The sequence below is a fragment of the Streptomyces sp. NPDC059957 genome (assembly GCF_042730015.1).
Taxonomy (GTDB): domain Bacteria; phylum Actinomycetota; class Actinomycetes; order Streptomycetales; family Streptomycetaceae; genus Streptomyces.
In genome coordinates, this window is record NZ_JBHWMB010000046.1 from 44,515 (window position 1) to 59,371 (window position 14,857).

The 14,857-nt window shown below is 73.4% G+C and carries 13 protein-coding genes; 2 read left to right on the plus strand and 11 right to left on the minus strand.

The window, feature by feature from the left end:
- Positions 1 to 13: 13 nt before the first annotated feature.
- Both ACFWBW_RS27315 and ACFWBW_RS27320 read left to right on the plus strand, forming a co-directional pair.
- Positions 14 to 601, plus strand: a complete 588-nt coding sequence (locus ACFWBW_RS27315; protein ID WP_385377424.1) for a DoxX family protein — start codon at positions 14 to 16, stop codon at positions 599 to 601.
- A 126-nt stretch (positions 602 to 727) separates the two neighbouring features.
- Complete coding sequence (locus ACFWBW_RS27320; RefSeq protein WP_385377427.1) at positions 728 to 2,542, plus strand: glycoside hydrolase family 15 protein; 1,815 nt, start codon at positions 728 to 730, stop codon at positions 2,540 to 2,542.
- 11 nt (positions 2,543 to 2,553) lie between these two features.
- On the opposite strand, the gene ACFWBW_RS27325 is transcribed toward ACFWBW_RS27320, so the two are convergent.
- The 11 genes from ACFWBW_RS27325 to ACFWBW_RS27375 all read right to left on the minus strand — a co-directional run bounded on the left by ACFWBW_RS27325 (position 2,554) and on the right by ACFWBW_RS27375 (position 14,678).
- On the minus strand, positions 2,554 to 3,372 hold the full coding sequence (locus ACFWBW_RS27325) for an ABC transporter ATP-binding protein (protein ID WP_385377429.1): 819 nt from the start codon (positions 3,370 to 3,372) through the stop codon (positions 2,554 to 2,556).
- Positions 3,359 to 4,402: a glycine betaine ABC transporter substrate-binding protein gene (locus tag ACFWBW_RS27330; protein ID WP_385377432.1), complete on the minus strand. Its 1,044-nt coding sequence runs from the start codon at positions 4,400 to 4,402 to the stop codon at positions 3,359 to 3,361. Before ACFWBW_RS27330 ends, ACFWBW_RS27325 begins: the two co-directional genes overlap by 14 nt.
- Before the next feature lie 56 nt (positions 4,403 to 4,458).
- On the minus strand, positions 4,459 to 5,334 hold the full coding sequence (locus tag ACFWBW_RS27335) for an ABC transporter permease (RefSeq protein ID WP_385377435.1): 876 nt from the start codon (positions 5,332 to 5,334) through the stop codon (positions 4,459 to 4,461).
- Complete coding sequence (locus ACFWBW_RS27340) at positions 5,331 to 6,446, minus strand: LLM class flavin-dependent oxidoreductase (protein WP_385377438.1); 1,116 nt, start codon at positions 6,444 to 6,446, stop codon at positions 5,331 to 5,333. The genes ACFWBW_RS27335 and ACFWBW_RS27340 overlap by 4 nt, the downstream gene beginning before the upstream one ends.
- Positions 6,447 to 6,901: 455 nt before the next feature.
- On the minus strand, positions 6,902 to 7,438 hold the full coding sequence (locus ACFWBW_RS27345) for a rhodanese-like domain-containing protein (RefSeq protein WP_385377440.1): 537 nt from the start codon (positions 7,436 to 7,438) through the stop codon (positions 6,902 to 6,904).
- Positions 7,439 to 7,784: 346 nt separating this feature from the next.
- Positions 7,785 to 9,245, minus strand: a complete 1,461-nt coding sequence (locus ACFWBW_RS27350; RefSeq protein WP_385377443.1) for an APC family permease — start codon at positions 9,243 to 9,245, stop codon at positions 7,785 to 7,787.
- Between the two features lie 284 nt (positions 9,246 to 9,529).
- Complete coding sequence (locus ACFWBW_RS27355) at positions 9,530 to 10,375, minus strand: STM4011 family radical SAM protein (RefSeq protein WP_385377446.1); 846 nt, start codon at positions 10,373 to 10,375, stop codon at positions 9,530 to 9,532.
- Between the two features lie 32 nt (positions 10,376 to 10,407).
- Positions 10,408 to 11,772: an STM4012 family radical SAM protein gene (locus ACFWBW_RS27360; protein ID WP_385377449.1), complete on the minus strand. Its 1,365-nt coding sequence runs from the start codon at positions 11,770 to 11,772 to the stop codon at positions 10,408 to 10,410.
- Positions 11,769 to 12,587 carry an STM4013/SEN3800 family hydrolase gene (locus tag ACFWBW_RS27365; RefSeq protein ID WP_385377476.1) on the minus strand — a complete coding sequence of 273 codons (819 nt, stop codon included), beginning with the start codon at positions 12,585 to 12,587 and terminating at the stop codon, positions 11,769 to 11,771. The genes ACFWBW_RS27360 and ACFWBW_RS27365 overlap by 4 nt, the downstream gene beginning before the upstream one ends.
- A gap of 1 nt (position 12,588) precedes the next feature.
- A complete protein-coding gene (locus ACFWBW_RS27370; RefSeq protein WP_385377452.1) occupies positions 12,589 to 13,731 on the minus strand; it encodes an STM4014 family protein in 1,143 nt (380 codons plus the stop codon).
- Positions 13,728 to 14,678, minus strand: a complete 951-nt coding sequence (locus tag ACFWBW_RS27375) for an STM4015 family protein (protein ID WP_385377455.1) — start codon at positions 14,676 to 14,678, stop codon at positions 13,728 to 13,730. Before ACFWBW_RS27375 ends, ACFWBW_RS27370 begins: the two co-directional genes overlap by 4 nt.
- Between the last annotated feature and the right edge of the window lie 179 nt (positions 14,679 to 14,857).

Below are 14,857 nucleotides of genomic sequence, written 5' to 3' on the forward strand. Positions count from 1 at the left end.
AAGGACCCCCACCATGAGCAGCCCCATGACCAGCTCCTCCGTCACCACGCCGAAGCCGCGCGCCGGCGAACCGGCCGCGTCCTCCGCGCGCCCCTCCGGCGCCCCGGCGCCGGCCGTCCCCGCCCACGACGCCGGCCTGCTCCTCCTGCGCGTGGTCCTCGGCCTGACCATGGCCGCCCACGGCACCCAGAAGCTCTTCGGCTGGTTCGGCGGCGGCGGCATCAGCGGCACCGGCCAGTTCTTCACCGCCAGCGGCTACCCGGCGGGCGATGCCATGGCCGTCCTGGCCGGGCTGACCGAGACCCTCGGCGGACTCGGCCTCGTCCTCGGGCTGCTCACCCCGCTGGCGGGCGCCGCCCTGGTCGGCACCATGATCAACGCCATCGCCGTGCACGGGGCCGGCTCCTTCTTCGCCCCGGAGGGCATCGAGTACGAGCTCCTGCTCACCGCCGGCGCCGCCGCCCTCGCGCTCACCGGCCCCGGCCGGTACGCCGCCGACCGCTTCCTGCCCGTCCTGCGCGGCCACCGCCTCGCCCACGGCGCCCTCGCGGTCGGCCTCGGCGTCGTCACCGCGGGCGTGCTGCTCCTCGTGCGGAACTGAGTACGGAACCGAGCCGCTCCGAGGAGCCGCCCCGGGGAGCCGTGCCGCGGAGCCGCCCCGGGGGCGGCTCCGCGCGGGACCCGTACGGGCTGATTGAGTGCGCGCATTCGGGGGAAAGTGCCCTAAATGACACAACCCATCGAAGACTACGCACTCATCGGCGACCTGATGACCAGTGGACTGGTCGGCCGCGACGGGTCCATCGACTGGCTGTGCCTGCCGCGTTTCGACTCGGCCGCCTGTTTCGCCGCACTCCTCGGCGACGAGGAGAACGGCCACTGGCGCATCTCCCCGGCCGCCGCCCCCGACTCCGCGCGCTGCGTCCGCCGCGCCTACGTCGACGGCACGCTCGTCCTGGAGTCCTTCTGGGAGACCGAGGACGGCGCCTCGTTCAAGGTCATCGACTTCATGCCGCAGCGCGACACCGCGCCCGACCTGATGCGCATCGTCGAAGGCCTCACCGGCGAATCGACCGTGAGCAGCATCCTGCGCCTGCGCTTCGACTACGGGCACGTCGTGCCCTGGGTCCGGCGCGGCGGCAACCGCGAGGGCGACCGGGTCGCCGTCGCCGGACCCGACGCCGCGTGGCTGCGCAGCGAACCTTCCGTGCACACGTGGGGCGAGGGCATGAGCACCCGCTCCGAGTTCACCGTCGCCGCCGGGGAGCGCGTCGCCTTCGTGCTCAGCTGGCACCCCTCGCACGAACCGCGCCCCGAGCCCCTGGACCCGTACGCCGCGCTGGAGCAGAGCCTGGCCGACTGGCGGGAGTGGACCGGCCGGTGCACCTACGAGGGCCCCTACCGGGAAGCGGTGGTCCGCTCCCTGATCACCCTCAAGGCCCTCACCTACGCCCCGACCGGCGGAATCGCCGCCGCCGCGACCACCTCCCTGCCGGAGGAGCTCGGCGGCGTCCGCAACTGGGACTACCGCTACTGCTGGCTGCGCGATTCCACCCTCACCCTCGGCTCGCTCGTGGCCACCGGGTACCTCGACGAGGCCCGCGCCTGGCGCGAATGGCTGCTGCGGGCCGTCGCGGGCGACCCGGCCGACCTGCAGATCATGTACGGGATCGGAGGCGAGAGGCGCATCCCGGAGAGCGAGCTGCCCTGGCTGAAGGGGTACGCGGGCTCCGCGCCGGTCCGGGTCGGCAACGCGGCCGTCGACCAACTCCAGCTCGACGTGTACGGAGAGGTCCTCGACTCCCTGTACGTCGCCCGCTCCGCCGGACTCCCCGCCGAGTGGCACTCCTGGAAGATCCAGCTCGCGCTCCTCGACTTCCTGGAGCAGAACTGGCACCGGCCCGACGAGGGACTGTGGGAAGTGCGCGGCCCGCGCCGCCACTTCACCCACTCCAAGGTGATGGCGTGGGTCGCCGCGGACCGGGCCGTGCGCACCCTGGAACTCAACCCCAAACTCCCCGGCGACGTGCACCGCTGGCGCGCCATGAGGGAGGCGGTGCACCAGGACGTGTGCGAGAACGCCTACGACGCGGAGCGGCGCACCTTCACCCAGTACTACGGGTCCCGCGAACTGGACGCCGCCACCCTGCTCATCCCGCGCGTCGGCTTCCTGCCGCCCGACGACCCCCGCGTCATCGGCACGGTCGACGCGGTGCGCGAGGAACTGGGCCGCAGCGGTCTGGTCCGCCGCTACAGCACCGAGGGGCTCTCGGTGGACGGCCTGCCCGGCGACGAAGGGGCCTTCCTCGCCTGCTCGTTCTGGCTGACCGACGCCCTGCACCTGACCGGCCGCGAGAAGGAGGCGCGGGAGCTCTTCGAGCGGCTGCTGGCCGTACGCAACGACGTGGGACTGCTCGCCGAGGAGTACGACCCCGTCTCGGGACGCCAACTCGGCAACTTCCCACAGGCGTTCAGCCACGTCGGCCTGGTGAACACCGCGCTCACCCTGGGCGGCGGGAGCCCGGCGGTCGTGGCGGGGTGAGGGCGAGCCGGTCAGTCCGGGCGCAGCGCCCGGGCCAGCCGGCCGCGCAGCCGCGCGAACTCGGGGGAGGCGCGCAACCCCGCGACGTCCGTCGCCGGGTCACGGGGGAGCGGCACCGGCAGGTCCTCCACCACCCGGCCGCCACCGGGCCCCGCCGCCATCACCAGGACGCGGGACCCCAGCAGCACCGCCTCCTCCACGGAATGCGTCACGAACAGCACCGTCGTGCCGAGCCGACCCGCCAGGGAACGGACCTCCTCCTGGAGGCGCTCCCGGGTCAGCGCGTCCAGCGCGGCGAACGGCTCGTCCATCAGCAGCAGTTCGGGCTCCGCCGCCAGGGCGCGGGCCAGGGCCACCCGCTGCTGCTGGCCGCCGGACAGCTCCCAGGTACGGCGGCCGGCCATGCCGGGCAGGCCCACCCGGTCCAGCAACTCGGCGGTCCTGTCCGGCCGCCGGGACCGCGGCACCCCGTGACGGGCCAGCGCGAAACCGAGGTTCCCGCCGACCGTGCGCCACGGGAACAGCCTCGGCTGCTGGAACACCACCCCCGCACCCCGCCCGGGGCGCGGGGCCCCGCCCCGGACCAGGGCGGTGCCCGAAGCCGGACGGGCGAAGCCGGCGATCACCCGCAGCAGGGTGGTCTTGCCGCAGCCGGAGGGGCCGACGAGGACGACGAACTCGCCTGCGCGGACCCGTAGGTCCACCGAGTCCAGCACCGTCACGGGCTGCTTCGCCGGGCCGTAGCGGACCGACACCCCCGAGAGGTCCACGGTGAGGTCGTCATCGGAGGCACCCGTGGCGACGCCGATGGCGGGTTCAGTTCGCGGCACGACCGAGCTCCTCCACCGCGAGGGCCCGGCCGAAGGCGGCCTCGTCCGGAACGGCGTCCACCTTCTTCTGCTCCTTCAGGAAGACGGCCGCGTCGTGCAGGGTCGCCGCCAGCTTCCCGGGGGCGCCGGGCGTGCCGAGGTAGTCGGGGCCGGTCTGCTCCTTCGCGCTCAGCAGCACCAGCTCCGCGAGCTGGCGCTTCGCCTCCTCCGGGGCCAGCCCCAGCTCCGCGCCGATGGACTTCGCGGCCTGGTCGGGGGCGGTACGAGCCTGACCGACGGCCTGGTCCTGCGCCTTGATCCAGGCCGTGACCACCTCGGGGTGCTTGGCCGCGAACGCGTTCGCCACCACGCCCAGGTCGGCGGTGGGCTTGCCCTGTTCCGCGAGCTGCCGGCTCGTGATGAGCACCTTCCCGTCCTTGGTCAGCTCGCTCAGCGTCGGTGTCCACACATAGGCCGCGTCGATGTCCCCGCGCTTCCAGGCGGCCAGGGCGTCCTGCGGCTGGAGGTCGATGGTCTGTACGGCCGACGCGTCCACCCCGGCGGACTTCAGTGCGGCGAGCAGCGAGTAGTGGGCGGTGGAGCCGAAGGGCGTGGCCACCTTCTTCCCGGCCAGGTCCTTGACCGAGCCGATCGCCGGCTTGGCGACCAGCGCCTCGTTGTCGCCGATCAGGTCGTGGATCCAGACCACCTTGTACGGAATGTTCAGCGGGGCGGACAGGCCCTTGGTGACGGGGCTCGACCCGGCCAGGCCCAGGTCCACCGAACCGGCGATCACGGCCGTGTTGACGTCACCGCCGGACTCGAACTTCACCCACTTCACGTCGGCTCCGGGCAGTGCCTTCTCCAGCAGCCCCTGGTTCTTCACGATCAGGTCGGCATTGGGTATCGCCTGGTAGGCGATCCGTACGGTGGTCCGCCCCGGCCCGGCCGCCGAGCCGTCCCCGTCCGCCCCGCAGGCGACGGTGGCGGAAGCGGCCAGGGCGACGGTGGCGGCCAGCAGCAGGGTGCGGCGGGACACGTTTCTGGGCATGACTTAACTCCACGAGTGAGAAAGGGTGTTGGGGAAGAAGGGGGGAGAGGCGGGCGTCAGCTGCGCCCGCGCCAGGGGACGGCGAACCGTTCGATCCCCCGGAGCAGGGCGTCGAGCACGATCCCGGACAGTCCGATGGCGAGGATGCCGGCGATCACCAGCGCCGTCTGGTTGTAGCGCTGGGCGTCGCGGATCATGCCGCCGATGCCGGGCACACCGTTGATGGTCTCCGCCGCCACGACGGAGGTGTACGCGACCCCGACGGCGATCCGGATGCCGGTGAGGATCTCGGGCAGCGCGGAGGGCAGCCGCACCGACAGCAGCAGCGATGCCGGACCGGAACCCAAAGCCCGTGCGGCTTCGACGAGTTCGTCCGGTACGGTCCGGACGGCCGCCGCCGTGGCCGCGGCGATCGGCGGCAGTGCGGCGATCACCAGCAGCCAGATCTTCGGGGCCTCGTCGATGCCGAACCAGATGACCAGCAGCGAGAGGTACGCGAGCGGCGGCAGGGTGCGCAGGAAGGTCACGGCCGGCTCCAGCACCACGGCGATCGGCCGGACGGTGCCGATCAGCAAACCCAGCGGCACCCCGGCCAGCACGGCGTACGCGGACCCGGTGCCGATGCGGCCCAGACTCACCCCGAGGTGTTCGACCAGCAGGTGGCCGCCGTAGCCGCGGACACCGTCGTGCGTGGTGGACGCCAGCAGGAACTGCCGCCACACCTCACCGGGCGAGGGCACCAGTACCCTGGGCCACAGCTCGGCCGCCACGGCCGCCTGCCAGGCGGTGAGCAGCACGGCCAGGGCGAGGAGGCGCAGCGCGCTCCAGCGCAGTGCCTCCCGGATCCGGGCACGGGACCGCTGCGGTGAGGTGTCCGACGGGGCTTCGGGCGGGGCCGGCCGGGGGCGGACCCCGGTGGTGAGCGCGGTCATGCGGCCGCCGCCCCGGTCAGGGCGCGCAGGCGCGGGGCGACCTCTTCGCCCACCCGGTAGGCCTCTTCGAGGTGCGGATAACCCGACAGGATGAACTCGTCGACTCCCAGGGCGCGGTACTCCGCCAGCCGCGCCGCGACCTCGTCGTGCGAGCCGACCAGGGCCGTCCCCGCTCCCTCGCGGACCAGGCCGATGCCCGCCCATAGATTCGGCGCCACCGTCAGCCGTTCGGCGTCCGCGACCCCGCCGTGCAGGGCCGCCATCCGGGCCTGCCCGGTGGAGTCCATGGCGGCGAACCGCTCCTGGCTCGCCCGGACCGCCGCCGGATCCAGCCCGGCGAGGATCCGGTCGGCCTCCGCCCAGGCCTCGGCCGCGGAGTCCCGGCTGATGATGTGCAGCCGGAGTCCGAAGCGGACCGTGCGGCCGGCCGATCGGGCCCGCTTGCGCAGCCGGTCGATACGTGCCGCGATGGCCGACGGCGGCTCGCCCCACAGGAGTTGTACGTCGGCCTGCCGGGCGGCGACCTCCTCGGCGGCGGGCGAAGCCCCGCCGAAGTACAGCGGGACCGGGTGGCGCAGCTCCGGATCGGTGAGCCGGGCCCCTTCGATGTGCAGGTGGGCGCCCTCGTGGTCCACGGACTTCCCGTCCAGGAGGTCGCGCAGCACGGCCATGACCTCGCCGGTGCGGGCGTAGCGCTCGTCGTGCGCCAGCCGGTCCCCGTAAGCGCGCTGCTCGGCGGGGTCCCCGCCCGTCACCACGTTCAGCCCGAGCCGGCCACCGGCGAACCGGCGGAAGGCGTCGGCCTGTTGGGCGATCAGTGTGGGGCTCGAGAACCCCGCGCGGAACGCCACGAGGAATCCGATCCGGGTGGTGTGCTGCGCGAGCGCGGCCGTCAGGATCCACGGATCGACACAGCCGAGCCCCACCGGCGTCAACAGCGAATGGAATCCGGCCTGTTCGGCGGCGCGCGCGACCTGTGCGAGGTACGGAACGTCTGCGGGCCGGCGGGTGGCCGTACGGCTGCGTCCCTGGACGGCGGTGACCCCGCCGGGGTCGCGGCCGTCCCCGCCGGTGGGCAGGAACCAGTGCAGCAGGAGCGGATTCTCGGGCATGGCGAAACCTCGTCGGAGCAGCGTGACGCGACGCACCGCCGCGCGAGGAGCGGCTGCGGGCGACGGTGGCACGTGTACGGGGAAGTGCGGGCAGGAATGCGGGAGTCCGCGCTACCGGAGGCGTGGCCGGGACCAGTCCTGTGGCCAGGGCTGCGGCCGCCGCGAACGGCGCGGTGAAGAGCGTGCGGAAGAGCACGGTGGAGGGTGCGCCGAGAGGCGCGGACTCATCCGTACGGAGTCAGATACGGCGGACCGGTGAGGTCAACAGCCGTGCGTACGGGAGACGGCAGCCCGACAGAGCATGGTCGACACACGCAGCAGATCCACGTGACGACGCGATACGAGTACGGAGGCCATGGGGTGCATCCTGTCGGTGTCCGGGGGGTATCGACAAGCGGGGTCCGGATCGTGGACGAAATCGTCCCAGATGTTGGGCGGTGGGGTGATCTCGGCGGCTACCGGCCGCGGTTGAAGGGCAGCTTGCCGAGCACCACGGCCATGCCGCACGTGTTGGTGAGGGCGGAGAAGACCAGCCCGGCCGCGATCCCGGCGCTGAGGAGCTGGAACGCGGGATGCACCAGCAGGCCGAGGAGCAGGCCGAGGAGGACGATCGCGCCGGCGGTGAACCGGACCTGACGCTCCATGGCCCAGACCCGGCGGGGCCCCTGAGCCGGGTACTCGAGCGGGTGCCCGTGCGCCGACCAGGAGGTGGTGCCGCCGGTCAGGCTGGTGGCCGGGATGCCGTACCCGGCCAGGGTCCGGGCCGCGTTCTCCGAGCGGGTCCCCGAGGCGCAGACCAGCAGCAGCTCCTGGTCCCCGGCGGCCTGACGCAGCTCGGGCAGGGAGTGGCCGATCCGGTCGAGCGGAATGTTCAGCGCGCCGGGCAGGTGGCCGGAGGCGTACTCGCCCGGGGTGCGGACGTCGACGATCCGGAACTCGGTGTGACGGGCGTGGGCCTGGCTGACGTCGAGGAGGGCGGGGCTGCTGCTCATGGCGGACGGGCTCCTTCGGGAGGCGGGGACCGGCGGACCGGTGCTGATGCGCGACGTGCCGGGGATGCGGTGGGACCGCGGGCGCGCGCCGGGGCGACGGGATCATCGGGGCGGCGCGGGGCGGGCGGGTCGGAGCGGGCAGGCGTCAGCGGGGACAACAGGAGCGCGACAGGAGGCGCTGGGTGACGGCCATGGCGCGGAGCATAGACGAAGCGGCGGGGAGGACAAGACACCCGTTCCACCATTCGGGACGGCGGTACGCCGATCGGTGCCGGGCGGACGGCGAAAAGGGTGCGGGGCCACGGGATACGTACCCCCGCGGCCCCGCACCTCTACCGGTCGACTGCTACACGGAGGCGGCCGTAGCCGAAGCCGTAGCCGTAGCCGTGGCCGAAGCAGCATCGGACGCCGGGTCGTCCTCGTCCACCGGGATGCTGACCAGCCAGCGGGTGTCCTGGCGCGGGCGCAGGTACAGCGCCCAGTACAGGGTGGCGACGGCGGTGATCCCGCCGGTCCACAGCAGGTACTGGGTCTCCTGCTGGGTGAGGATGTACGCGAGCACCAGGATCAGCACGACCGGGACGGCGGGCCACAGCGGCATCCGCCAGGCGGCGCTCTCGCGGTGCGCCCCGCGGCGGCCGGCCAGCGCGGCCACGGCGACCAGCAGGTACATGCCGGTCACCGAGACTCCGGTGACCCCGTAGAGCGTGTCCAGGTTGACGAAGCACATCGCCGCGCCGGGGATGCCGACGAGCAGGGTGGCCACCCACGGGGAGCCGAACCGGCCGAGCCGCGAGAGCGCGGAGTTGACCGGCGCGGGCCAGGCCTTGTCGCGGGCGGAGGCGAACAGCACCCGGGAGTTCTGGATGACCATGACGATGCCCGCGTTGACGATGGCGAGGGCCACGCAGAGGCTGACGAAGGTGCCGACGGCCGAGTTGGACCAGGCGGTCACCATGGTGCCGAGGTCGCCGGAGGTCAGGGCCTGGAGGTCGGGGGCGCCCAGGGTGATGGCGATGACGGGGACCAGGATGACGGCGGCGGAGATGGCGAGGGTGGCCAGCACGGTCCGCGGGACGTTGCGGCGCGGGTTCTCCAGCTCCTCCGAGAGGTAGACGGCCGTCGAGAAGCCCTGGGTGACGAACAGGGCGATGGCGAGCCCGGAGACGACCATCATCGCGGTGACGGTGGAGGTACCGCCGCCCTCCGCCGCCACGGTGCCGTGCACGAGGGCGCCGGCGCCCCGCTCGCTGTGGGCGAAGCCGAGTACGGCGACGAGCCCGGCGGCCACGACCTCCAGGACGAGGAAGATGCCGGTGATCCAGGCGTTGGCCCGCAGGTCGAGGAGGCCGGCGAGGGTGGCGAGCAGCATCACGGCGGCGCCCGCGGCCGGGGCCGGTACGTCGATGACGGGGGCGAGGTAGTCGGCGGTGCCCATGGCGATCACGGGCGGCACGATCATCACGACGAGCAGGGACAGGACGAAGACCAGCCAGCCGGCGAGGCGGCCGGACAGGGTGGACACCATCGCGTACTCGCCGCCGGCGCTGGGGATGAGGGTGCCCAGCTCCGCATAGCAGAACGCGACCCCGATGCAGAGCAGGGAGCCGATGGCGATGGTGAGCGCGGTCCAGGTGCCGAGGCTGGAGAAGAGGTCCGGGACCACGACGAAGAGGGTCGAGGCCGGCGTCACGCACGAGAGCGTGAGCAGGGTTCCGCCGACGACCCCGATGGAACGCTTGAGCTTCTGGGGCACGGGACCGGTGGCGGGGGAGAGGGCCTGAGGGGCGCTGATCGTGTCGGACATCGGTGCGGTGTTCCGATCGGCAGATGCGGTGAGTGAGCGCGGGAGCGGTATCGCCTCCGAGGCGGTGGTGGGCACATCTGGTTCGGTGGCTCCCGGGCCGAATGGAATCTCCGCGAGATCCGCAGGTCAAGACCTGTTTACCTGCGGATTTCGTCGTCCGGCGGCGGTCCGGTCGCCCTGCGCGTCATGAACGCCGTGTAAACGCTGCGCGATCACCGTGTGCGATAACCGCATGTGACCGCGGGTAAATTTCCCTCCGCTTTGCCCCCCGCCGCCCTCCCGTGTCAGGGGAGGGCGGGGATCCGCTCCAGGACGCCGCCCGCGAAGACGTCGTAGAGCGGGAGCGTCTCCAAGTGGACGTAGCCGATGTGGCAGTCGCAGACCGCGAGCGGGCAGGCGCGCGGGCGCAGGGCGGCCCGGTAGGAGCCGTCGTAGAGGTTGCCCAGCTCCGCCTTGACGAAGTGGCAGCGGCGGACCGTGCCGGCGCCGTCCACCGAGATCACCGAGGCGCCCGTGCGGCAAGGCAGGCCCGCCGAGCGGTGCGGGTGGCGGCTGAACGGGAAGAGCGGGTCCAGGGCCGTCCAGTCGGCCGCCTCCGGGTCGGTGTAGGCGTGCCCCTCCGCCGCGTTGACCCACAGGTACACCCCGGGCGGCAGCGCGGCGCGCAGCCGGCGGGCCTCCGCGAGGTGTTCCGGCAGGCCGACCACGCCCACGCTGAACCACACCCCGGCGTCGGCCAGTTCCCGGCACTTGCCCAGGAAACGGTCGTACGGGGTCTGCCCCGGGTGGTACGTGCACCACAGCGCGAGCGTGTCCCGGTCGGCCTCGGCGGTCCAGCCGGTGCGGCCGCTCAGGTTGGTCTGGATCGCGACCCGGCGCACGTGCGGCAGGTGCGACAGCTCCACCAGGGCGCGCCGGTACCAGGAGCGGACCAGGCCCTCGCCCCACGGGGTGAACAGGACGGACAGCCGGTCCCCGGTGTTCCCGGCGGCCCAGCCGGTGAACCGCTCCAGGGCGGCCCGGTCGGCCGTCAGCAGCTCCCGGCTGTCCCGCCGCTTGGCGAACGGGCAGTAGGGACAGTCGTAGTCGCAGGAGGACAGCGGGCCTCGGTAGAGCACCGTCAGGTCCATCGGGGACCCCTCGGCCCGCGCCCGCGCGCCCGTCACTTGCGCTCGTACGCGGCCATCGCGGCCCGTACGTCCGCCGAGAACAGCGCCGGGCCCGCCGCGTCCGAGTGCGCCAGCCCCTCCGGGGTCAGCCGCAGCAGCTCCGGGTCGTCCACGAGCCAGCCGCGCTCCGCGAAGGCCGCAAACTCCGCCGGGAAGTCCTCCCACGGACCGCTCCCGAACCGCCCCCGGTACTCGCTCACCGGCATCCCGCGCGCCTGGAGCAGGGACTGCAGCAGGTGCCGGCGCCGCGCCTCCTGCGCGTCGATCCTGCGGCCGTGCCCGGCCCGCGCGAAGTCCTCCTCCGGGCGGCTCACGTAGTCGTCGATGATGCCGCGGATCTCGGTCATGCCGACCGCGTAGTCGAAGGAGTAGTGCAGCCCGGCCGTGTAGGAGCGGGCCCCGCAGCCGAGGCCGATCATGCCGTCGGTCTGGCACGCATGGTCCTCCGGGCCCTCCGCCGGCGCGTCCGCCCGGCGGAACATCCGCATCGACACCTGCTCGTACCCGGCGGCCAGCAGGTGGTCCCGGCCGGCCCGGTACAGCCGCAGTCGCTGCTCGTCCCACCCGGCGGCCGTGGACTCGCCCGGCCTGCGCCCCAGGCCCGTCAGGGGGCGCACGTACAGCGGGTAGAGGTAGAGCTCCTCCGGGCGCCAGGCGAGGGCCGCGTCCAGCGAGCGGCGCCAACTCTCCTCCGTCTGCCCGTCGATGCCGTAGATCAGGTCGATGTTCAGGACCGGTATCGCCGCGTCCCGGACCCGGGCCAGGGCCGCCTCCACGTCCGCCCGCTTCTGCGGACGCACGGCGGAACGCGCCTCGGCGGGCACGAAGCTCTGCACGCCCAGGCTCAGCCGGGTCGTACCCCGGTCGGCCAGCACGGTGAGCCGGTCCGCCGTCGCCGTGGCCGGCGAGGCCTCCACGGACAGCGGCACCGCCCGCAGATCGGCGCCCGCACTCTTCTCCGCGATGTCGCAGAGCCGCTCCAGCTCGGACGCCGTCAGGAAGGTCGGCGTCCCGCCGCCGAAGGCCGCCGCCGCGAACCGCACGGGCTCCACGTCGCCCAACGCGCCCCGGACCGCGGTCGCCTGCCGCTCCAGCGCGTCGAGATAGGCCGTGGTCAGCCCCTCCGGCGCGCCGATCCGGGTGAAGAGGTTGCAGAAGCCGCAGCGCACCTCGCAGAAGGGGATGTGGAGGTAGAGGGACAGGGCGTCCTTGGGCTGGCGTGCCCACTCCCGGCTCAGCTCGGCGGGTTCGGGCAGCGGGCGGTACGCCGTCTTGTGCGGGTAGGCGTAGACGTAACTCTCGTACGGAGTCGTGCCGTTCATCGGGGGTGTGGTGAATATCCGCGTCAAAGGGGTCATCGGGGGGCGGGCTCCTCGTGGTTCAGGTGGAACTGTGCGTACGGGACCGTCCAGACCGCCTCGTGGGCGAGCCGGTGCCCTGTGTACCCGTCGTCCCCGTACGTGGTCCCGTGGTCGGAGCAGACGATCGCGAAACAGCGGCGCCGCGACCGCATCGCGTCGAAGAGCCGCCCGATGTGCCGGTCGACGTACTCCAGCGCGGCCGCGTGCGTCTCCCGGGAGTCGCCGTCCGCCGCGGTCGCCCCGGGGGAATGGAACCAGTTGGGCTGGTGCATCGCCGACACGTTCAGGAAGAGGAACAGCCGCCGGTCGTAAGGCAGTCCGGCCACGAGCCGCTCGGCCCGGGACACCTGGGCCTCGAAGGAGGTCGGCGACGCCACCCCGAACTCCGGTTCCCAGTGCGACTCCTGGAACATCCCGGGCAGTACGGAGCCCAGCGCGGCCGCCTTGTTGAAAAAGCCGACGCCGCCCACGCACACGGTCCGGTAGCCCGCCCCGGCCAGCCCCGACACCAGGTCCGGAGTGTCGAACACCCAGGTGCGCCCGGCGGTGGTCTCGCTGCCCGGGAACCGCGCGGCGAACAGCCGCGGATGCGGGCCCGGCCCGTCGGGGGTGGGCAGGAAGCCCGCGAACATGGCCTGGTGGGAGGCGTAGGTGAAACTCCCCGGCGCGTGCCGCCGCTCCCACACCCCGCCGGGCAGGTGCGCGGCCAGGTTCGGGATCCGGCCCTGGGCGGCCAGCCGCTCGGCCACGTCGTGGCGCAGCGTGTCGAGGGTGACGAGCAGCAGGTCGTCGTGGCCGACGACCTCGTTCATGTCAGGGGCGGACGGGGGCGTGTGCATGCTGTTCCTGTCGTACGGCGGCCACTTGGGCCGCATAGGTGTCCTGGCCCTCGGCGGGCGTGCCGGGCAGTCCCGTCAGCCGGGGCAGCAGGTCACCGAAGGCGTTGACCTCGCCCACGGCGAAGCTCCGCCAGCCGAGGGCGGGCAGCAGATCGACCCCGACGCACAGGGTGCGCGGGAAGGAGGCCGCGGCCCGCTCGCAGACGGCGAGCGCGTCCGTCTCCCACCGGCCGCCCGCCGCCGCCACGGCGGCCACGGCCGCGTCGAGATCGCCGCGGGCACCGCCGAGGTGCAGGTTGGTGAGCGGACCGGCCGCGGTGCGGACCACGGCGTGGGTGGCCCGGCCGGCGACGACCACCACCCGGAGATCGGCGGAGCGCCCGTGCTGGGAAGCCTTCGGCAGCCACCGCTCGATGTGCAGGCCGTCGGGGGCCAGTGCGTCGACGATGGCGCCGATCACCCGCTCGTCCTCGTACCGCCGCAGGCGCAGCGCGTTGTGCAGGGCCCCCGACGGGGTCCGCTCCACTGAGGTGGTGGCGCGGATCCGGCCGCCCACGCCGGTCTCCACCGCGAGCACCCCGGAGGCCGAGGAGCCGTGCGCGAGCTTCACGAACGCCCGGCGGTGGCCGGGGAGCGCGAGCACCGCCCGGACCTCCTCCCAGCCGCGCACCGGGGCACGGACGGCGTCCGGGCCCGAGGTCGGGGAGGCCGGGACGGGAATCCCGGCAGCCGCCAGCACCCCGTGGCAGAGCCGCTTGTCGAACAGCACCCCGAGGTCGTCGGGGTCGCTCGTCAGCGTGCCGCCGGCCGACCGCACCCCCTGCGCCACCGCGTGCACCGCCTCGGTGAACCGCCGGTACCAGCGTCCGGTGCCCTCGACCCGGGTGGCGTCGGAGGTCCCGCGCAGCAGGCGCTCCACCTCGGCGTCCTCGCCGGGGGAGTCGATCCGTACGCGCTCGCCCGCCCGGAAGACGGCCCGGCCGGTGAGCACGTCCCGCCACGGAACCACCCGGGCCTCGGGCAGCCCGGCGGCGCGCACCGCGTCCTGGAAGAGGGCGACCCGGCGGTTGCCCGGATTGCCGACGACGGCGAATGCCGCGGGTGCAGTACGCGTCACTCCGCGACCGCGACGTAGCGGTACCTGGTGTTGCCATCGACGTCCGCGGTCTGGGGGTCGCTCAGATCCACCTCCACGCCGTGGGGGGCGAGCGCCGCGCTCAGCTGCTCCCGAAGTGGTTCGCCGACGTAGTGGTGGTGCAGGTCGAGCTTGGTGAGATGGGTCAGGGGGCGCCCCGCCAGCAGGGCCCGGGCGCCTTCGTCGGTCAGGACGCCCATGGAGAGGTCGAGCACCTCCAGCCGCTCCACGACCGGAGCGGTGGCGAGCGCCGCCGCGACCGCGTCCTGGATCTCGCTGTTGCGCAGCGCGAGCCGGCGCAGGGCGGGCAGCCGCTCGCCGCTCAGGAACGGCTCCAGGTCGCCGACTTCGGCATCCCCGCCGTAGCCGGAGGTGCCCAGCCACAGGTCGAGCTCGGTGAGGGCGGGGAACTCGCTCCGCGCGACCCCGGCCACCACCTCCTTCGGGAGCCCGCCGGCCTCCAGGCGCAGCACGCGCAGCGCCCCGTGCTTCACGGGCGGGAAGACCAGCCCCTCGCCGCCGCGCACCCCGAACTCCTCCAGCGCGGGGTACGCCGGCAGCAGCGGACCCACGTCCGACTGCTGGATCCAGGAGATCTCGCACTCCTCGAACGTGATGTCGCCGACGAACAGAGCCCGCAGAGCGGGGAGCTTCGGAGCGGCTTCGACCAGCGCCTCCACGATCCCGGCACTGGAGGCCTCGTACGCGTCGGACCAGCCGCCCACGATCAGGGCCCGCACCTGCCGGGTGTCCACGGACTCGGTGAACCGGCCGAAGGCCTGCGCCCACTCCTCCTCGGCGTCGTACGTCGCCACCGAGATCCGCCAGGCCACGTCCCCGGGCTCGGGCAGCGCACGGGTGTCCTTGGGCCCCGGGAAGTCGAAGGCGGGCAGGCCGCCGAGCTCGCTCAGGTGGGTCCCGATGGTCATGTGCCCAGCTCCTGACGGTATGGCGGGCGGTGGTGCCCGGCCGTGCGTGTCGTGCGACAACAGTTCTACCAAGCACCACCGACAGCCCCGGGGGGGGCTCCTCCCGGGGGGGCGGCCGGGGGTGGTGGTGGGCGTCGGGGCCGGTAAGTGTCAGGTCGACGATTGTGGTAGGCAAACAA